Origin of the sequence: Rubrilithobacter danxiaensis (assembly GCF_047272945.1) — a bacterium.
In the GTDB taxonomy this organism is placed as follows: Bacteria; Bacteroidota; Bacteroidia; order Sphingobacteriales; family Sphingobacteriaceae; genus Rubrolithibacter; species Rubrolithibacter danxiaensis.
Map to the genome: position 1 here is coordinate 65,060 of NZ_JBKOPS010000008.1, position 18,387 is coordinate 83,446.

An 18,387-nucleotide genomic window follows, 5' to 3' on the forward strand; every position below is an offset into this window, starting at 1 on the left:
TTATAGCACAAAACAGGTTAGTTAATTAAATTTTGCTAATTCAGGTATTTACGAATATTTACATTCCATTTCATTCCTTTTGCACTTTTCGCCTGCTGGGCTAAAAGGATTATCCTCTTATTATCTTCTGTAGAAAACTCTTTTGAAAAGGTAGATTGCATAGAAGTTTTAGGATCAGGAAGTTCTTCTAAAAACAATTCTATAACTTCGGTAAAATCATCGGCATTACTCTTTTTAGCGGGCATAAATTGTGCTCTTTATTTGCAAGCCCTGATTTAACAACACTTTCACTGTATTGTTTCAAAAAGAGTGCTTAATTTCCTCAAAATCCGTAATATATACGAACAGCATGATTTAACCGCATGCCATTAACCCAGGAAACTCCATAATCTACACGAAACATCAAGCGCTGAAACCCAAAATAAGCTTCTTTGTAACTTTGTGTGGGTTCAATAAGGTAAGCTCCTCCTATAATTTCTTCGAGCTTAAGTTTTCTGAGCAGCGGAATTTTATTGGTTAACAGTCCCGAAAAGTTATGCTCGTAGTGGGCTTCAAAATATCTATCATCAGTACTGAATGCATAATAATCCAGGAAGTGGAAATTCGGAAATACGGGATTATAAAGGGCTGTCTGATTACCTGTAAAATGTTTAAGATCGGGAAAGTAAACAGATTTTGAATTGAAAAATTTACCTGCAGATAAATAGAAAGAACTATAACCTTTTAAACCCATTCTAACCTGATCTTGCAATACATTCACTGCTAAAAAATCATAATCGACAGCAGAATTTATCACATTTTTAATTCCCTTGCGGTAATCCAGCTGAATAGTTGGGTAACGGGCCGCTTCATAAACTTTACCATCAGGCCGGGTAGTATATTTTTGTCCGTACGTATAAGAAGCCTTTACCTGGAACGTCAGGGCATTATTTACCGGAAAAAGATCCTGTTCCCGGTAGGGACTAAACGGGTTATTGGAAGTCCATAATTTAGAAGCATTGTGAAATGCAGAACTGTCGGCAGAATTTTTTACCGGCATCCTTTTTGCAATTTCCGCTCCCGCAGTAATCTGTAGTCCGTCTATCAGTTCTCGCTGTGTCCGGAAAGAGATAAAGTTAGCCCGGTATAACTTCAGGTAGTTCTTCCCCCTGAAAAGCGTAGTTAGGGTATTGTAAAATAAATTAATTGTGCCTCTGTTATTCAGGTCAAGAAAGTCGCTTCCGCCTTTCAAAGTAACACTGGCATGATTTAAGGTATCGTACTGGTAAGTTACTTCTGTATTGGCATTTAATGTTTTACTTGAAAAACCATACCGGATAGCAGGATCTATTTCAAGCCATCTTCGGTAACTATACTGTTTATTGTAGCGGGCTCTCAAATTCACTCCCCAGCCTTCTACGGTATTATAAAATACGGTGTGCTGCAGCGGATAAAAATACCAGTAGCTTTTATTTGATAAATTATTTAACTGATAACCTGCTATTAAAGCTTTTAACGGTTTAAAAACATTTTGTTTTCGCTGTACAGAATTCAGGAAACTTTTTGACCTTTTCTTCACCTCAATGCTATCCTGCATATCATAATTCAGCTGTTCTTCAAAACTTAAGGGAACGGGCCTGTTTTCAGCCCAGTACGACGAACTTTTTTGATTGGCATTCTTCTCAATCCGCATGATCTCATCATTAAAAAAATTCCAGGGTAATTTGGGCTGCAACTGATAATTGCTGTAAACACCAATAAAATATCCGGCAAACCTAAAACCTAAAACTTTTCCTTTAAACTGAAACGTAATATCCGATGGCTGCCACACTCCTTTTTTTAAGGGAATAAATTGCTGGCTGATCTTTAACGTATCAACAAAGTTGATGCGTGTATCGCCGGTAAGGGTAAGATTTACACTATATAAACGCCATTCATCTTTAAGAACATAAACATATCCGCTAAATGCCGGACTAAACCGGTAACGGGGAATTACCCGGATTTTATAAATAGTACGCCCGTTTTCTACAGAGGTTTCTGCAAGCTTGTAATGATAATAAGAGAAGGCCATGTCTGCCACGGGCGAAACAAAGTTCTGTTTACCCAGGGCTGGCCAGTTTAATAAGTTATTATAAAAATTGACCTGGGCATCTAAAGCCCGGTTAAAACTAAACCCCTGTTTATCGCCGGCTATTTTAGAAGCCACCATAATTTCTTTTATATCGGGGCTTTTTAAATACAATTTCGAGTTTGTTTCTGATTGATATAAAATGGTAGGCCCAACGGAATCGAGGTTAAGTGCTTTGGCTACATCCTGGCCTAAAATACGTTTCGGCGCTTTTATCAGCTTTTGAATACTTTTGGTATAAACATCGCAGGAAAAAAAAGAAGATTCTTTAAGGAGTGATTTCCTTTTATCTATCACTTTCTTTATTATTCCCCGTGCCGGGTCATACAGCGGAGATACAACTGCAACTTCGGGCAATTGCAAAAAATCCGGTTCCAAAATAAGGTTCAGTTCTTTATTTCCATGAATAGTTACTTCTATTTCACGTTGTTTAAATCCCACATACCGAAAAATCAATATATGTACACCTTCAGTAAGCTGTAATTTATAATTTCCGTATTCGTTTGCAACGGTACTTACTGAAGTGTTTTTCACATACACCGAAACAAATGAAATACCTTTTCCTTCAGTATCGGTAATTCTGCCAGAAAGCGTATAATCCTGGGTGAAGCCTGTAAAAGGCAAAATAAAGAAGAGTATAAAATAGAGCCCTTTAATCATTCCGTATCCACCGATAATATACTTCTTTTTAAGCAATTGTTTGTTTAAACTCAAAATCTGCAGTTGTAAAAATAAAATTTAAAGAATTACTATTCGTTACAGCAGCAGCATCTGTTAATGAATTTTTAAATTTTATCTTTGCAAAAGATTATGCAAGAACGAATTAATCATTATACAGAGGAAATAAATAACTCAAATCCAGCCGATACACAGGAACTGGAAGCATTCCGCATTAAATATTTAGGAAGTAAAGGAATAATTAAAGAACTTTTTGATGAATTTAAGACAGTGTCTGCCGAAGAAAAACGGGCACTTGGAAAAGTTTTGAATGAATTTAAAAGAAATGCAGAAGAGAAATTCCAGGCGCAGAAAGAGAAGTTAGAATCAGATACAACCTCTGGAGCACAGCAGGCTGACCTGACCTTACCAGGAACGAACTTTGAGCTGGGATCTCGCCATCCGCTATCTCTTGTAAGAAAAGAGATTATTGAAATTTTCAAGAAGTTAGGCTTTATAGTAGCAGAAGGCCCTGAAATTGAAGATGACTGGCATAACTTCTCCGCCCTCAATTTCCCTCCAGAACATCCGGCGAGAGATATGCAGGATACCTTCTTTATAAAGAAAGATTCAGAAAAAGGCGACATTGCATTGCGTACCCATACCTCATCTGTTCAGGTTAGAATGATGGAAAATGGCAAGCCTCCTTTCCGGGCTATCATGCCGGGAAGGGTTTACCGAAACGAAGCCATTTCTGCCAGAGCTCATTGCTTCTTCCACCAGGTAGAAGGTTTGTATATTGATGAAAATGTTTCATTTGCCGATCTGAAACAAACACTGTTTTACTTTGTACAGGAAATGTTTGGTGAGGGTACAAAAGTTCGCTTCCGCCCCTCTTATTTTCCTTTTACCGAACCATCTGCAGAGATGGATATTTCGTGTACTATTTGTAAAGGGGAAGGATGTCAGCTTTGCAAATATTCAGGCTGGGTGGAAATTTTGGGTTGCGGAATGGTAGATCCTAATGTTTTGGAGAATTGCGGAATCGATAGTAAAAAATATACCGGATTTGCTTTCGGAATGGGAATAGAACGAATTACGAATTTAAAATACCAGATAAAGGACCTTCGTTTATTCTCTGAAAACGACATCCGTTTCTTAAAACAATTTCAAACCGAACTCCTGTAAATGAAAAGCTGCATGAAGCTTCTTGGAATCTCTTTGTTCATCTTACTGTTTGCATGCAGTAAAGATAATGAAAGCCGGATTCCGGAGGTTTATGTAAACTTTCATGCTCCTTTAACAGACCCGCGGCTGAGCCATTTAAATGGTGCAGGCGGAGCTGTTGTGATCGATGGATACGGTGTTGCCGGAATTATAATTTATCGCAGAGCGGATAATGCATACGTTGCTTTCGACCGCTGTAGCTCGGTAAATCCCGAAAAACAATGTGCCGTGGTTCCTGATGATCCCAGTTTAACGGCAACAGATCCATGCAGTGGCGCTAAATTTTCTCTTTTCGATGGTAATCCGGTAAAAGCTCCTGCTAAGCGGCCATTAAAAGAATATCAGGTAAATGTAAGTAACTATGAAATCTCGGTGATTAATTAACATGGAAGTTGATAAAATAAAGGAAAGTATTAAAAAATCTGCCCGGGAGCTTTTCAGGAAATACGGCTACCATAAAACCAGCGTTAATGAAATTGCCCGCAAAGCGAAGATAGCCAAAGCCACTATCTATAAATATTTTGACAGTAAAGAAGTATTGCTGCACTCTATCATTATGGATTATATCCGGGTAAGTGTGCACGAACTTATTCATTCTACCACCGAAGGTTTAAACAAGGAAGCATATCTTACAGACCTGATCCTTAAAACAAGTCGCCTTTCTTATACAGTTTGTAATGAATTTATTGGATGGGATTTTATTCGCGAATCGGCAAACGCACAGGACTTCTTAAAAATCCTTTCAGACGACCTGGAAAATCTCCTGATACAATCTTTCCTTGAAACTAATCTTTTTAAAAATGAAGAGAATTATGCCGAGCGGCTTCGCTTTCTGATAAAAGCCAGCAAAAGCATTGTATTCTCCTTTGCATTTACCTCTGTGAGCGACTCTGATGTCCGCAAAAACTTCGTTTCTTTTCAAAAAGAAATCTTGCCTTACCTGATAAAGGCCGCTGTAAAGTAGAAAGTCTGTAATTTTCTGCATAGATAAGCTGCTGCGTTGCTGAAATTAATCATCCTCTTGCAGTAACTAATTCCGAAATCATTATTTACAACCCTTCTCCCTCAAAAATTTCCCTTAATTTCGCGGAAATGAAAAGAGTGCCGGCAGATAAAAAGTTTATACAAAACATTCAGGTAATTGATATAGCCGAAGATGGCAAAGGCGTGGGCAAAGCCGATGACCTGGTTATATTTATTGAAAAAGCCGTTCCGGGCGATGTTGTAGACATTGAACTGTTGCGAAAAAAGAAAAACTTTGCTGAAGCCAAAATTCAAAACCTGATTAAACCTTCTGCATACAGAACTGAACCTTTCTGTCCCCATTTTGGAACCTGTGGCGGCTGCAAATGGCAGCACATGGACTACGAAGCGCAGCTTCAGTTCAAACAAAAAAGTGTAACAGATGCTTTGCAGCGACTGGCAAAAGTAGATGTGAGCAATACAGAACCGATTTTACGTTCATTTGAAACAAGGTATTACCGCAATAAACTGGAATTTACTTTTTCAAATAAGCGCTGGCTTACCAATAACGATATGCAGGATAGAGAAAATCAGGAAATGAATGCCCTTGGTTTTCATATCCCCTTACGTTTTGATAAGATTTTAAATATAGAAACTTGTTACCTGCAAACTGATCCTTCAAATGAGATCCGCAATCAGCTGCGAGCGTTTTGCATTAAAAACAACCTTTCTTTTTACGATCTGCGCACACACGAAGGTGCCCTCAGAAATCTAATTATCCGCACTGCTACTACAGGAGAACTGATGGTGCTGGTAGCTTTTGCCTATGCTGATAAAAAAGAAATTAAGCTGGTTATGGAATTTCTTAAAGGCAATTTCCCTCAGATAACATCTCTGCTTTATTTTATCAATCAGAAGAAAAACGACACCTATTTCGATCAGGACATTATAACGTATGCAGGGAAAGATCATATTGTAGAAGAAATGCCGGTTGAGGAAGCAGGCGGCGAAATGCTGAAATTTAAGATTGGGCCTAAATCCTTTTACCAGACAAATGCACTGCAGGCATATGAACTGTACAAGATAACACGTGAATTTGCAGGTCTGAAAGGCGATGAGCTGGTTTACGATTTGTACACCGGAACAGGGACTATAGCCAACTTTGCAGCAAAAAAGGTAAAGCACGTGATAGGTATTGAATATGTTCCGAGTGCTATCGAAGACGCAAAAGTAAATTCAGAAATTAATAAAATAACCAATACTACTTTTTACGCCGGCGACATGAAGGATGTATTAACTCCCGAATTTGTTGCTCAGCATGGAAAACCGGATGTAATTATAACAGATCCCCCGCGGGCGGGAATGCATCCTGATGTAGTACAGCGCCTGTTGGAAATAGAGGCTGCTAAAATTGTGTACGTAAGTTGCAATGCGGCAACACAGGCAAGGGATCTGGCTGTTTTAAAGGAGAAATACGAAGTAAGCAGAATTAGACCTGTTGATATGTTTCCACACACACAACATGTAGAAAATGTTGTTCTATTAACTTTAAGGTAGAAGATCATGCAGTTGGAAGATTTATTAAATCAGGCAGGAGAAGAAGGGCAGCCACCCAAAAAAGAAAGCCCGCTTAAAAGCCTGGAAGCAGATTTAAAATTCTATAACGAATCTATTAAAGAAGTTGCTGTAGAAATTATAGCAGAAGGAATTTCCTCGTACCCGGTTTTTGTAGCGCACCAGCATGAGGTAAACTTAGGTGAAGTGATACTTGATAAGAATGATTTAAATACGGAATGGACAATTCAGGCATCCACTTTAGAGGAATTTGTAGAAAAAGGAATTGTTCATCCCGATAAAAAAGAACGGTTTATAAAGCATTATAAAAACCCTCATGAATTTATGTGCCTTTTTGTAGTAGTTCCTGAAGGGGCAAATTTTGTATTTTATCCTTATTAATATTTACGCAATACTGTTTCCTTAATTAGGGAATTTGTATTTTTCGAAAAAATTACGTGTGCGGAAATGGAAAAAAAAATCCTCATCCTGAATAAAAAACAAATAGAACAGAAAATAAACAGGATTGCTTACCAGATCCTGGAAGATACTCTTGATGAAAAAGAAATTGTTATAGCCGGAATTGCAGCACATGGATATACCATTGCAAAACGTTTAAAAAGCATTATTGAGCGTATTTCACAAACAAAAGCGCTACTGATAAATATCAGCATGAATAAGGTAAGCACACACCTGGATGCTTCGCTGGATGTTGAAGTAGCAAATTGTACAGGAAAAACTATTATCCTTGTTGATGATGTTTTAAACAGCGGACGGACACTTGCTTACGGATTAGGAGTTTTTTTAAATATTCCGCTGAAAAAAATACGCACCGTTGTGCTGGTTGACAGAAGCCACCGTATCTTTCCTGTTTCGCCAGACTATACCGGCTTAGAGCTTGCCACTGTGCTTAAAGAACATGTGGAAGTAGTATTGGATGAGGCTAATAATGAAGATGCGGTTTATTTAAGTTGAGTCCGTATACTTTCAACAACCTTTTCGGCCGTAATATCTGTTCCGTTTAATACATACTGTGCTTTTTTATAAAAAGGGTCCCTTGCCTCAAGCCTGTTTTTAATAAACTCCACAAGCTCCATGTGGTTCAGATTTTTTATAAGCGGCCGCTCTGTCTTGGCATTTTCCAACCGCGAAGCTAAAGCATTAGGGGGCAGAGAAATATAAATTGTAAGCCCGTTTTTGTTCATCCACTCCATATTATCGAAAAAGCAAGGTGCTCCGCCGCCGGTAGCTACAACCGAATCGGCAGGAAAACTGCTTTTCTGCAATGTGTCTCTTTCCAGTTCACGGAAGCTGGATTCGCCATAATTCGAAAAGTAATCCGCTATGCGTTCTCCTGATACCTGTTCTATTTTTTTGTCAAGATCGACGAATGTATAATTCAGTTTTGCAGACAGCTTTTTACCTAAGGTGGTTTTACCGCAACCCATAAAGCCCACTAAAAAAATAATCATACAAGAAGTCCTTTTCGTTTCAGCAAAACATAGTCGGTAACGGGCGGCTCAATATCCTGTCTACGAAAAATAGATGCAATTTGCCCGCGGTGATAAGTAGAATGATTGACAATATGAAATAAAATATCTGAGACACGGCTCGTAAATTCTTCGCCGGTACCAATTTTATAGATTACATCTGAAGATAAATCGAACCCGGTTAAAATTCCTGTTAAAGCTGTATAGGAATCATTTTCTAACTGGTCGAAGTTTTTAACCGGATGAAGTTCAAACCGATCATAATTGGAAGGCAGCTTTTTAATTCGGCTTACCCAAATATCAGCTGCATTAAGAATATGACTAAAAAGCCGTTCGGCATCAACAACAGGAACACCCGCTTTGGAAAAAACGGCAATAAATTCATTATTGGCTACGTGATTATACTTTAAAAGTTCTTCTAACATCGTTACTTGTTATCCATAAAATACTTTTTTTCCAGCTCATCATAAGTTGGAAGTGTACGAAACGGCCATTTATCTATCACCGTTCCGTTTTTTAAAAGTAGTAAACCCGGATTTGACCGCACCATTGACTTTAATGGAACATCGTCGGCATAAAATATCTCCATCACAAGATTATGTTGTTTGCTGAATCTTTCTGCACTTTCTGCAGAATTGGATGTCAGCAATACAGTTCTGATATTATAATTCTCAGCCGCATTCATTGCCAGCGCATTTAAATTGCCAAGAGCATTGACATTAGTTTTATCAAGATTATAAGCAACAACAATTAAATTATAGTACGGATTTTCAAGTAATTCAGCATTGTAATCTGTTCCCTGACTATCGGTTATTTTTAAATCTTTTATTTTTGCATCAAACCCTTTTTTTACCAGCCGGCTTTCCGGCTGCCCCGTTATTTCCCAGTTAGCATCTTTCCATATCTCTGTTTTCAGGTATTCCTTATCCGTCATCACTTTTGTTTCACCTGTTTTCTTATTCTTCAGTGTATAAGTGATTTCGTAAATATCCTGTAGTGCTCCGGGTGGTATTTTCATTTCCTGTGGAATATTTGCACCAACTTTATAAGGAAGAAAATCAATGATTGGAAGATAACTATACGTATAGATCCCAAAACCAAAGGCAAGCAGAGAAATACTTATCAGTGCCAGTTTTTGATCTTTCTCGCCCGACAATAAAGGCCGGATCTGGTTCCTGTTAATAAAGATAAAAACGATCAGAATCAGTAGGATCAGATCTTTTGTAAAAGACTGCCACGGCGTTAAGGGGATAGCATCGCCAAAACATCCGCAGGTTTTTACAACATTGAAGTACGCTGAATAAAATGTTAAAAAGGTAAAAAAGACGATCAGTAAAAGCAATCCCCAGCTTACTTTCACCGCCTTGATCCCTAATAAAAGTGCGGCACCCAGAATTATTTCAAGCGCACAAAGAATAATAGCGATCGCGGCAGCATAATCATTTAAAAAAATGATGTGAAATACCTCGAAATATTCCTGTAGCTTGTACCCGAATCCGAGAGGATCATTTGCTTTGATTAGCCCTGAAAAAATAAAAAGCAGGCCTACTAATACTCTCGCAATAGTTAATAAAACATTCCTCATTTTAATTTACTCCCAGTTTTATTAATGCAAAAACAGAATAGTTCAACATATCCTGGTAATTTGCCTTAATTCCTTCAGATGCCAAAGTTTGGCCCTGATTATCTTCAATTTGTTTTACACGATAAATTTTCATCAGGATAAGGTCTGTTAACGAACTGATCCGCATATCTCTCCAGGCTTCGCCATAATCGTGATTTTTTGCAAACATCAGCTCCTTTGTCTCTGTAACTTTTTTATCGAACTGAATTTCAACTTCATCAACAGATAATTCCATCGGATCATCAGGAGAAAGTTCCAGTTGCATCATGGCAATTACACAATAGTTAACAATGCCTATATATTCAGAAGTTACATCCTCTCCTACTTTAGAAACTTTCTTTTCTTCAAGGGTACGTATGCGCTGGGCCTTTATAAAGATCTGGTCTGTAATGGAAGAAGGGCGAAGAATACGCCATGCTGTTCCGTAATCTTTTGTTTTCTTCAGGAAAAGCTCTTTACATACTTTTATTACTGCTTCGTACTCTGCGGTTGTGTTAGCTGCCAAAACGTTTTGAGATTTGTTTCAAAGATGAATTTATCTGTATTTTGTGTTTAATGAGGGATAAAAATACATTTTTTCATCAAAAGAAAACGCTGAATGTTCGGGGAGAGTTGATTGATCTGTCTGTTCCGAAAATAATGGGAATACTCAATTTAACCCCTGATTCTTTTTATGACGGGGGCAGAAATAATTCGGCGAAGGAGGCTTTAAAAAAAACGCACAGTATGCTCGAAGAAGGGGCAACTTTTATTGATATAGGCGCTTACTCGTCCCGCCCGGGGGCAGAGCATATTACAGAGCAAGAAGAACTGCAACGGCTTATCCCGACACTAAAGGCTCTTGTTAAAGAATTTCCGAAGGCATTGATCTCGATAGACACTTTTCGTGCAGGCATTGCAAAAGCAGCTGTTTCTGAAGGTGCACATATTATAAACGACATATCTGCCGGCGAAATGGATATTAAAATGTTTACTGCAATAGCAGAATTACAGGTACCTTACATTTTAATGCACATGAAGGGAACGCCTCAAACAATGCTGCAGGAAGCGAAATACGAGGATGTGTTCATGGAAGTTTACCAGTATTTTATTGAAAAAATAGCAAGACTAACAGACCTTGGCGTAAAAGATCTGATTATTGATCCGGGATTTGGTTTTGCAAAACAACCGCAACATAGCTACCAGTTGCTTAACAAACTGGACCAGTTCCGGTTACTCGGTCATCCTGTTCTTGCAGGTGTTTCCAGAAAGTCTATGATCTATAAAACAATAGGAAGCACCAGCGAGAATGCCTTAAACGGAACGACCGTTGCAAATACCATTGCATTGATGAAAGGAGCAAACATCCTGCGTGTTCACGATGTAAGGGCTGCAACAGAAGCTGTTACAATAGTTGCTGCAACAACTCAAACTTCATTATAAAGCATTGGAGCAATAAAAATATTATCTGTTGGCTAATTGCTATAAACTATGAATCGTATTTTGTAATTTTCAGCCAATGCATAGCACAGATTTAAATTTCCTGGATATCCGCTGGCTCGACATTGTAGACATTGTACTGGTGGCGTGTATCTTTTATTATATCTACAACCTAATTCGCGGAACGATAGCGGTTAACATTGTTCTTGGTTTTGTAATCATTTACCTGGTGTACCTGATAGTAAAACAGGTCCATATGCGTTTGCTGACCGAAATTCTGGGCGGATTTGTAAGCGTCGGTTTTCTGGCCGTAATAATCGTTTTTCAACAGGAAATCCGGCGGTTTCTTCTTTTAATAGGTAAGAATGCATCGATACATAAAAATAAAGTATGGTGGACACTTTTTATCAAAAGGAAAGAAATTGAAAATAACAATTCCACCTATATTGAGCCGGTTATAGAAGCATGCAGTAATATGCAAAAAAGCCGTACTGGGGCTTTGATAATTTTTGCAAAGTATTTCGACGAGCAGTACTATCAGAATAGCGGAGAAACCATGGATGCGATAATCTCAAGAAGATTAATTGAATCTATTTTTCAAAAAAACAGCCCGTTGCACGACGGGGCAGTTGTCATATCTGAAGGCAAAATAAAATGCGCCAGTTGCATTCTTCCACTTACAGATAATGAAAAGCTACCACCGCAATTCGGATTACGGCATCGTGCAGGAATAGGGATTTCTGAAATGAGTGATGCCATTGCTTTGATTGTTTCGGAAGAAACGGGCGAAATTTCTTATGCAAAACAGGGGCAGGTTAGGATGAACGTGAACCGTACAGAATTAGAGAAATTTCTTTTAAGTGAAGTAAGCTGATAAATAAAAAAAGGACCATCGCCGTTGGAGACAGTCCTTTTACTATTAATTACCTGTGATGTTAGCAATATTGATCAAATGCAGCTACCAGGTTATCTGCAATCATTTGTGCAGGCCGGCCTTCAATCTGGTGGCGCTCTATCATATGAACAAGCTTACCATCTTTAAATAACGCCATCGACGGAGAAGAGGGAGGGAAAGGCACCATGTAACTGCGTGCACGGTCAACCGCATCTTTTTCCATTCCGGCAAAAACAGTAACAAGCTTATCAGGATGTTTTTCATTCTGAGACGCAAGCTTTGCAGCTGGACGAGCATTTGCAGCAGCACATCCGCATACTGAATTAACCACTACAAAAACAGTCCCCTCTGATTTGATAGCCGCATCAACTTCTTCTGGCGATTTCAACTCCTCAAACCCTACAGTTGTTAATTCCTGGCGCATAGGAGCAACTAAATATTCCGGATACATTCTATTTTAGATTTTTGATTTACGTATTACAATTAATTGTAGCAAAGTTAAAAAATGCAGAACGGTAAGTGCATAGAGTAAGGCGTTTTTTACTTATTACTTACATTTTACATCTAAACCCTACTAATAGCTATGCTTAACTGTATTCTCTTCATAAAAGTTTGAAATTCATCGGGTAATCAGGTATTTTTGTATACATTAAAAAAACAAACTATGTCATCAGTAGAGACAACTTACATTCCTTACAAAGTGAAGGATATTGCCCTGGCAGAATGGGGAAGAAAAGAAATTGAACTGGCGGAAGCAGAAATGCCCGGATTAATGGCGCTTCGTGCAGAGTATGGCCCATCAAAGCCATTGAAAGGAGCACGTATTGCTGGATGCCTGCACATGACCATTCAGACTGCGGTTTTAATTGAAACGCTTATTGAGCTTGGGGCGGAAGTTACCTGGTCGTCCTGCAACATTTTTTCAACACAGGACCACGCTGCTGCCGCTATTGCTGCCGCAGGAATTTCGGTTTATGCCTGGAAAGGTATGAATGCAGAAGAATTTGACTGGTGTATTGAACAAACCTTATATTTTGGCGAAGACCGCAAGCCTCTAAATATGATTCTGGATGATGGCGGCGATTTAACCAACATGGTTTTTGATAAATATCCTGAATTGATTGCCGGAATCAGAGGATTATCTGAAGAAACTACTACAGGAGTTCACCGTTTGTACGAGCGCATGAAAAACGGAACACTGCATCTTCCTGCAATTAATGTGAACGATTCGGTTACAAAATCAAAATTCGACAATAAATATGGCTGCCGCGAATCACTCGTTGATGCTATCCGCCGTGCTACCGATGTGATGATGGCTGGAAAAGTGGCTGTTGTTGCCGGCTATGGCGATGTTGGTAAAGGTTCAGCTGAGTCCTTGCGCAGTGCAGGCGTTCGTGTTATTGTTACTGAAATTGACCCTATATGTGCTTTACAAGCTGCAATGGAAGGCTTTGAAGTGAAGAAATTCAGCAATGCAGTTAAAGAGGCAGACATCGTGGTAACAACTACGGGTAATTGCGACATTGTTCGTGCTGAACATTTCAAATCCATGAAAGACAAAACTATCGTTTGTAACATCGGCCACTTCGATAATGAAATTGATGTTGCCTGGTTAAACAAGAATTATGGTAATACTAAAGTGGAAATAAAACCACAGGTAGATAAATATACAATTGATGGTAAAGACATCATTTTATTAGCTGAAGGCCGTTTAGTAAACCTTGGTTGCGCAACAGGGCACCCGTCTTTCGTAATGTCTAACTCGTTTACCAATCAAACTTTAGCTCAGCTTGAACTTTGGACAAATCCTGGTAAATACGAAAACAAGGTTTACACCTTACCTAAACACCTGGATGAGAAAGTTGCCCGATTGCATTTAGCTAAAATCGGTGTTGAACTGGACGAGCTGGATCCTCACCAGGCCGAATATATCGGAGTGGATGTACAGGGGCCGTTTAAACCGGAACATTACAGGTATTAAGGAAGACTGAGATTTGAGGTCCAGATCCCGGAAAGATTACAATAAAATTAAAAAATGCTTACTTTCGGGTAAGCATTTCTAATTTACACGGTTTGTTTACATAAAGTGTTTTGTACTTAAATCAGATGTATTTTTAATAAAAACCGTACTTTAGTTCTTGGAGCTAGTAATTATGAAAGAACTGTTTTTTTTGGTTGAAGAAGCTGCTGAAGGTGGTTATACAGCTAAGGCCTTAGGAGAATCCATTTTTACTGAAGCTGACTCTATAGAAGATTTAAAAATTGAAATTAAAGATGCTGTTTTTTGTCATTTTGAAGAAAATGATCTACCCAAAATAATCAGACTTCATATGGTTAAAGAGGAAACTTTAATTCTTTAAGCATTAAATGAAATTACCCCGCGATATTTCTGCTTCAGAACTAATAAAAATCTTATCAAAATATGGTTATCAGGTTTCCCGTCAAAGAGGGAGTCATATCCGATTAACACGGATAACGGACAAAGCAGTTCATAATATAACCATTCCTAATCACAATCCAATAAAAATAGGCACACTTTCTGGTATTTTAAATGATATTTGCTCTCATTTAAATATTTCTAAAGAAGAACTTTTAAGTTAAGATACTACATTATGACAAAACTCTCCGTCAATATCAATAAAATCGCTACTCTCCGTAATTCTCGGGGAGGGAATAATCCGGATTTAATAAAAGTTGCTTTAGATTGTGAGCGATTTGGTGCCGAAGGAATCACAGTACATCCCCGCCCTGACGAACGGCATATTCGTTACCAGGATGTTTTTGACCTTAAAAAAGTCATTTCAACCGAATTCAATATTGAAGGGAATTGCCAGGAGCAAAAGTTTATAGATCTGGTTCTAGCAAACAAACCTGCACAAGTCACTTTAGTTCCTGACGTTTTGGGACAAATCACTTCAAATCATGGTTGGGATACTATAAAACATCAACAGTACTTAAAAGATATTATTCCACAATTTAAAGAGGCAGGAATCCGCGTTTCCATTTTTGTTGACCCCGACCCTAAAATGATAGAAGCCGCCGCCACTACCGGAACAGACCGCGTGGAACTTTATACCGAAGCGTATGCACAGAATTATTATGCAAACCGCGATAAAGCAATATTGCCTTACCGCGAAGCTGCAAAAGCAGCGCATCAGGCCGGCTTAGGATTAAATGCAGGCCACGACCTTGACCTACACAACCTTAAATTTTTTGCTGAAAACATACCCGGTCTGCTCGAAGTAAGCATAGGCCATGCTTTAATTTCTGATGCTTTGTATTATGGATTGGAGAATACGGTGCAGCTTTATTTAAGGCAGTTGAAATAAAATTCTTGATTCGTTTTTACAGATAACTTACAACTTTCATTCGAACCTATTCTATCTTTTCGAAAGTTTTAAACTTTCCAAAAGCTTCTATTCCAATTGCTAAAAGCCAGTCAAATCCCTACCTTTGCAGCATAATTTATTCCTCATTTTTAATGAATCTTAATACTGACTTTGTCGGGAAGTTTGAAACCCGCCACATAGCTCCGAATGAAGCTGAAACACAGGAAATGCTGGGAACGATCGGAGCAAATTCAATGGATGAATTGATAGAACAATCGGTTCCGGCAAAGATACGCTTAAAGAACCCGCTTAATCTCCCACCTGCCAAAACCGAGTTTGATTACTTAAAGAACCTGAAACAAGTATCCTTAAATAACAAAGTTTTTAAATCGTATATAGGCCAGGGATATTATGACACCATTACTCCTCCCGTAATTCTTCGGAATATTTTTGAAAACCCGGGCTGGTACACTCAATACACCCCATATCAAGCAGAAATTTCGCAGGGAAGATTACAGGCACTGTTGAATTTCCAAACCATGGTTATTGATTTAACCGGAATGGAAATAGCAAACGCATCCTTACTGGATGAAGGAACTGCGGCAGCCGAAGCCATGTTCATGCAGTATAGCTTGCGTAAAAATCAGGAAGCCAGGGTATTTTTTGTTTCTGAAGATCTTTTCCCTCAAACCATAGATATTCTGAAAACCCGCTCTGCTCCTTACGGAATAGAACTGAAAATCGGCAATCATCAAACAGTGGAATTGAACGAAAATATGTTCGGCGCCATTGTTCAGTATCCGGCAGGAAACGGAGCAATTTTTGATTACCGGGAATTTGCCACCAAAGCACACGAAAAAGGAATAAAGCTTACCGTTATTGCCGATATTTTAAGTCTGGCAGTTTTAACGCCTCCCGGAGAATGGGGCGCTGATATTGTAGTTGGTTCCACGCAGCGCTTTGGAGTTCCTATGGGATTTGGTGGCCCCCACGCTGCCTATTTCGCCACAAAAGAAGAATATAAACGTTCCATTCCGGGCCGCATAATTGGAGTAACAATTGACGCAGCAGGAAATTATGCCTTACGAATGGCGCTTCAAACACGCGAACAACATATCCGCAGAGATAAAGCGACTTCGAATATCTGCACAGCACAGGCTTTGCTGGCCATCATGGCAAGTATGTATGCCGTTTATCACGGACCGGAAGGAATAAAAGCGATTGCTTCCAAGACACATGCGTTAGCTGTATTGCTTGCTAAAGCATTAGAGAAGCTAGGATACAAACAGGAAAACGAGTTTTTCTTTGATACTCTGAAGTTCGATTTAGGAAATCTGGCAGGTCCGATTCATGGAGAAGCGTTGAACAACGAGCTAAATTTTCATTACAATGGACCAATTGTAGCTATTTCTCTGGATGAAACCAGTTCGGTTGAGGACATTGAAACCATCGTCCGCGTTTTTGCCAAAGTAAAAGGAAAAACTATTTTCGAAGCAGATATAAATGGATTAAAAACATCTTTAGAGGCTGCTATTCCTGTAAATCTCCAACGGACTTCATCCTATTTAACCCATCCGATATTTAATACACATCATTCAGAACACGAAATGCTGCGGTATATCAAATTGCTGGAAGCAAAAGACCTGTCGCTTTGCCATTCCATGATTCCGCTGGGCTCATGCACCATGAAGCTGAATGCTACATCAGAAATGATCCCCGTTACCTGGAATCATTTCAGCAAAATTCACCCCTTTGCTCCAACAGATCAGGTGGGGGGATACATGCAGATTTTTGATGAACTGAATAAATGGCTGAGCGAAATTACCGGCTTTGCCGCGATGAGCTTTCAGCCTAATTCTGGCGCACAGGGAGAATACGCCGGATTAATGGTAATTCGTGCTTATCATCGTGACAGAGGCGAAGGTCATAGAAATGTGGCTCTGATTCCATCATCTGCACACGGAACAAATCCTGCTTCCGCAGCTATGGCCGGGATGAACATTGTAGTGGTAAGATGCGATGAAAACGGAAATATTGATGTAAACGATTTGAAAGCAAAAGCAGAAGAACATAGGGATAACCTTTCCTGCTTAATGGTTACCTATCCTTCCACACATGGAGTTTTTGAGGAATCGATCATTGAAATGTGCGAAATTATTCATACCAACGGCGGACAAGTTTATATGGATGGCGCTAACATGAATGCCCAGGTTGGACTTACCAGTCCGGCTACAATCGGAGCAGATGTTTGCCACCTGAATCTCCATAAAACTTTTTGTATTCCTCACGGCGGGGGCGGACCAGGAATGGGTCCGATAGGCGTTGCCAGGCACCTGGTTCCTTATTTGCCCGGCCATCCCGTTGTTGATATAGATTCGGGAAAATCCATACATGCGGTTTCTGCGGCTCCCTGGGGCTCTGCTTCTATTCTGATCATTTCGCATGCATACATTGCCATGATGGGAGCAGCAGGTTTAACCAACGCTACCAAATATGCCATACTGAATGCGAATTATATCAAAGCACGCTTAGAGAAACATTACAACGTGCTATATGCCGGTTCTAAAGGAAGATGCGCACATGAAATGATCCTGGATTGCCGGTCATTCAAAAATTTTGGAATTGAAGTAACCGATATCGCAAAACGGTTAATGGATTACGGATTCCATGCACCAACAGTTTCTTTCCCGGTTCCGGGAACGTTGATGATTGAGCCGACAGAATCTGAATCATTACAGGAGCTTGATCGTTTTTGTGATGCCATGATTGCTATCCGTAAAGAAATTGAAGAAGTTGAAACAGCTGCGGTAGACAAAATGAATAACGTATTAAAAAATGCCCCGCATACGGTTAATGTAGTTACAGGTGATACCTGGGATCGCCCTTATTCGAGACAAAAAGCGGCATTTCCACTGCCTTACGTTATTGAAAACAAATTCTGGCCCTCAGTAGGACGCGTAAACGATACGTACGGAGACCGGGCTTTGGTTTGCTCCTGCCCCCCGGTAGAAGCATATCATGAAGAAGTGATCCCGCATACAACTTCGTTTGTTTAAAGAGAAAAATAACCATTCCAAAAGTTTAAAATTTTTGGAATGGTTTGAAAAAAGGTTTATAAATTA

At 39.2% G+C, this 18,387-nt stretch carries 20 protein-coding genes; 13 read left to right on the top strand and 7 right to left on the bottom strand.

All coding sequences use genetic code 11. The annotated features are described in order from the left end of the window. Nucleotides 1-35 precede the first annotated feature (35 nt). The gene (locus ACLCDL_RS11910; protein ID WP_423148527.1) at nt 36-245 is read right to left on the bottom strand and encodes a hypothetical protein; all 210 of its coding nucleotides are present in this window, start codon (nt 243-245) and stop codon (nt 36-38) included. Nucleotides 246-322: 77 nt separating this feature from the next. Next, on the bottom strand, nt 323-2,821 hold the full coding sequence (locus ACLCDL_RS11915) for a DUF5686 and carboxypeptidase regulatory-like domain-containing protein (protein WP_423148528.1): 2,499 nt from the start codon (nt 2,819-2,821) through the stop codon (nt 323-325). Nucleotides 2,822-2,917: 96 nt separating this feature from the next. On the opposite strand from ACLCDL_RS11915, the gene pheS reads away from it, so the two are divergent. The 6 genes from pheS (at nt 2,918) to ACLCDL_RS11945 (ending at nt 7,483) form a co-directional block, all read left to right on the top strand. Beyond that, a complete protein-coding gene (gene pheS, locus ACLCDL_RS11920) occupies nt 2,918-3,952 on the top strand; it encodes a phenylalanine--tRNA ligase subunit alpha (RefSeq protein WP_423148529.1) in 1,035 nt (344 codons plus the stop codon). A 12-nt stretch (nt 3,953-3,964) separates the two neighbouring features. After that, the gene (locus ACLCDL_RS11925) at nt 3,965-4,375 is read left to right on the top strand and encodes a Rieske (2Fe-2S) protein (RefSeq protein ID WP_423148530.1); all 411 of its coding nucleotides are present in this window, start codon (nt 3,965-3,967) and stop codon (nt 4,373-4,375) included. Nucleotide 4,376: 1 nt separating this feature from the next. Beyond that, nucleotides 4,377-4,955 (top strand): TetR/AcrR family transcriptional regulator, encoded by a 579-nt coding sequence (locus tag ACLCDL_RS11930; RefSeq protein WP_423148531.1) that lies wholly within the window; start codon nt 4,377-4,379, stop codon nt 4,953-4,955. Nucleotides 4,956-5,083: 128 nt separating this feature from the next. After that, nucleotides 5,084-6,511, top strand: a complete 1,428-nt coding sequence (rlmD, locus tag ACLCDL_RS11935; RefSeq protein ID WP_423148532.1) for a 23S rRNA (uracil(1939)-C(5))-methyltransferase RlmD — start codon at nt 5,084-5,086, stop codon at nt 6,509-6,511. 6 nt (nt 6,512-6,517) lie between these two features. Then, nucleotides 6,518-6,910 carry a hypothetical protein gene (locus tag ACLCDL_RS11940; protein WP_423148533.1) on the top strand — a complete coding sequence of 131 codons (393 nt, stop codon included), beginning with the start codon at nt 6,518-6,520 and terminating at the stop codon, nt 6,908-6,910. 66 nt (nt 6,911-6,976) lie between these two features. After that, a complete protein-coding gene (locus ACLCDL_RS11945) occupies nt 6,977-7,483 on the top strand; it encodes a phosphoribosyltransferase family protein (RefSeq protein WP_423148534.1) in 507 nt (168 codons plus the stop codon). Here ACLCDL_RS11945 and ACLCDL_RS11950 read toward each other — a convergent pair. The 4 genes from ACLCDL_RS11950 to ACLCDL_RS11965 are packed head-to-tail and all read right to left on the bottom strand — an operon-like array spanning nt 7,471 to nt 10,127. Next, nucleotides 7,471-7,980 (bottom strand): shikimate kinase, encoded by a 510-nt coding sequence (locus tag ACLCDL_RS11950; RefSeq protein WP_423148535.1) that lies wholly within the window; start codon nt 7,978-7,980, stop codon nt 7,471-7,473. The genes ACLCDL_RS11945 and ACLCDL_RS11950 overlap by 13 nt on opposite strands. Next, nucleotides 7,977-8,423 (bottom strand): DinB family protein, encoded by a 447-nt coding sequence (locus ACLCDL_RS11955; RefSeq protein WP_423148536.1) that lies wholly within the window; start codon nt 8,421-8,423, stop codon nt 7,977-7,979. The genes ACLCDL_RS11950 and ACLCDL_RS11955 overlap by 4 nt, the downstream gene beginning before the upstream one ends. A 2-nt stretch (nt 8,424-8,425) precedes the next feature. Beyond that, nucleotides 8,426-9,583, bottom strand: coding sequence for a BT_3928 family protein (locus tag ACLCDL_RS11960; protein WP_423148537.1), 1,158 nt, complete (start codon nt 9,581-9,583; stop codon nt 8,426-8,428). 1 nt (nt 9,584) lies between these two features. Next, on the bottom strand, nt 9,585-10,127 hold the full coding sequence (locus tag ACLCDL_RS11965) for a DUF1599 domain-containing protein (protein WP_423148538.1): 543 nt from the start codon (nt 10,125-10,127) through the stop codon (nt 9,585-9,587). Between the two features lie 50 nt (nt 10,128-10,177). Here ACLCDL_RS11965 and folP point away from each other — a divergent pair, with 50 nt between their 5' ends. Together folP and cdaA are read left to right on the top strand one after the other, a co-directional pair. Continuing rightward, nucleotides 10,178-11,044: a dihydropteroate synthase gene (gene folP / locus ACLCDL_RS11970; protein WP_423148539.1), complete on the top strand. Its 867-nt coding sequence runs from the start codon at nt 10,178-10,180 to the stop codon at nt 11,042-11,044. A gap of 76 nt (nt 11,045-11,120) precedes the next feature. Next, nucleotides 11,121-11,915 (top strand): diadenylate cyclase CdaA, encoded by a 795-nt coding sequence (cdaA, locus tag ACLCDL_RS11975; RefSeq protein WP_423148540.1) that lies wholly within the window; start codon nt 11,121-11,123, stop codon nt 11,913-11,915. A 61-nt stretch (nt 11,916-11,976) separates the two neighbouring features. Here cdaA and ACLCDL_RS11980 read toward each other — a convergent pair whose 3' ends face one another. After that, on the bottom strand, nt 11,977-12,387 hold the full coding sequence (locus tag ACLCDL_RS11980; RefSeq protein ID WP_423148541.1) for a BrxA/BrxB family bacilliredoxin: 411 nt from the start codon (nt 12,385-12,387) through the stop codon (nt 11,977-11,979). Nucleotides 12,388-12,600: 213 nt separating this feature from the next. On the opposite strand from ACLCDL_RS11980, the gene ahcY reads away from it, so the two are divergent. The 5 genes from ahcY (at nt 12,601) to gcvP (ending at nt 18,321) form a co-directional block, all read left to right on the top strand. Next, the gene (gene ahcY / locus ACLCDL_RS11985; protein WP_423148542.1) at nt 12,601-13,917 is read left to right on the top strand and encodes an adenosylhomocysteinase; all 1,317 of its coding nucleotides are present in this window, start codon (nt 12,601-12,603) and stop codon (nt 13,915-13,917) included. Between the two features lie 172 nt (nt 13,918-14,089). Further along, entirely contained in the window at nt 14,090-14,296 is a 207-nt protein-coding gene (locus ACLCDL_RS11990; RefSeq protein WP_423148543.1) for a 2-oxoisovalerate dehydrogenase, read from the top strand. 7 nt (nt 14,297-14,303) lie between these two features. Next, entirely contained in the window at nt 14,304-14,537 is a 234-nt protein-coding gene (locus ACLCDL_RS11995) for a type II toxin-antitoxin system HicA family toxin (protein WP_423148544.1), read from the top strand. Nucleotides 14,538-14,548: 11 nt separating this feature from the next. Beyond that, nucleotides 14,549-15,265, top strand: a complete 717-nt coding sequence (locus tag ACLCDL_RS12000) for a pyridoxine 5'-phosphate synthase (protein WP_423148545.1) — start codon at nt 14,549-14,551, stop codon at nt 15,263-15,265. Between the two features lie 152 nt (nt 15,266-15,417). Beyond that, a complete protein-coding gene (gcvP, locus tag ACLCDL_RS12005; RefSeq protein WP_423148546.1) occupies nt 15,418-18,321 on the top strand; it encodes an aminomethyl-transferring glycine dehydrogenase in 2,904 nt (967 codons plus the stop codon). The last annotated feature ends 66 nt before the right edge of the window (nt 18,322-18,387 follow it).

Bases quoted from the DNA above. Each gene is read 5' to 3' on its own strand.
- ACLCDL_RS11925 (WP_423148530.1), top strand. From the start codon at position 3,965: ATGAAGCTTCTTGGAATCTCTTTGTTCATCTTACTGTTTGCATGCAGT.
- rlmD (WP_423148532.1), top strand. From the start codon at position 5,084: ATGAAAAGAGTGCCGGCAGATAAAAAGTTTATACAAAACATTCAGGTA.
- ACLCDL_RS11945 (WP_423148534.1), top strand. From the start codon at position 6,977: ATGGAAAAAAAAATCCTCATCCTGAATAAAAAACAAATAGAACAGAAA.
- ACLCDL_RS11955 (WP_423148536.1), bottom strand. From the start codon at position 8,423: ATGTTAGAAGAACTTTTAAAGTATAATCACGTAGCCAATAATGAATTT.
- cdaA (WP_423148540.1), top strand. From the start codon at position 11,121: ATGCATAGCACAGATTTAAATTTCCTGGATATCCGCTGGCTCGACATT.
- ahcY (WP_423148542.1), top strand. From the start codon at position 12,601: ATGTCATCAGTAGAGACAACTTACATTCCTTACAAAGTGAAGGATATT.
- gcvP (WP_423148546.1), top strand. From the start codon at position 15,418: ATGAATCTTAATACTGACTTTGTCGGGAAGTTTGAAACCCGCCACATA.
- ACLCDL_RS11940 (WP_423148533.1), top strand. From the start codon at position 6,518: ATGCAGTTGGAAGATTTATTAAATCAGGCAGGAGAAGAAGGGCAGCCA.
- pheS (WP_423148529.1), top strand. From the start codon at position 2,918: ATGCAAGAACGAATTAATCATTATACAGAGGAAATAAATAACTCAAAT.
- ACLCDL_RS11950 (WP_423148535.1), bottom strand. From the start codon at position 7,980: ATGATTATTTTTTTAGTGGGCTTTATGGGTTGCGGTAAAACCACCTTA.
- ACLCDL_RS11980 (WP_423148541.1), bottom strand. From the start codon at position 12,387: ATGTATCCGGAATATTTAGTTGCTCCTATGCGCCAGGAATTAACAACT.
- folP (WP_423148539.1), top strand. From the start codon at position 10,178: ATGAGGGATAAAAATACATTTTTTCATCAAAAGAAAACGCTGAATGTT.
- ACLCDL_RS11910 (WP_423148527.1), bottom strand. From the start codon at position 245: ATGCCCGCTAAAAAGAGTAATGCCGATGATTTTACCGAAGTTATAGAA.
- ACLCDL_RS11960 (WP_423148537.1), bottom strand. From the start codon at position 9,583: ATGAGGAATGTTTTATTAACTATTGCGAGAGTATTAGTAGGCCTGCTT.
- ACLCDL_RS12000 (WP_423148545.1), top strand. From the start codon at position 14,549: ATGACAAAACTCTCCGTCAATATCAATAAAATCGCTACTCTCCGTAAT.
- ACLCDL_RS11990 (WP_423148543.1), top strand. From the start codon at position 14,090: ATGAAAGAACTGTTTTTTTTGGTTGAAGAAGCTGCTGAAGGTGGTTAT.
- ACLCDL_RS11995 (WP_423148544.1), top strand. From the start codon at position 14,304: ATGAAATTACCCCGCGATATTTCTGCTTCAGAACTAATAAAAATCTTA.
- ACLCDL_RS11930 (WP_423148531.1), top strand. From the start codon at position 4,377: ATGGAAGTTGATAAAATAAAGGAAAGTATTAAAAAATCTGCCCGGGAG.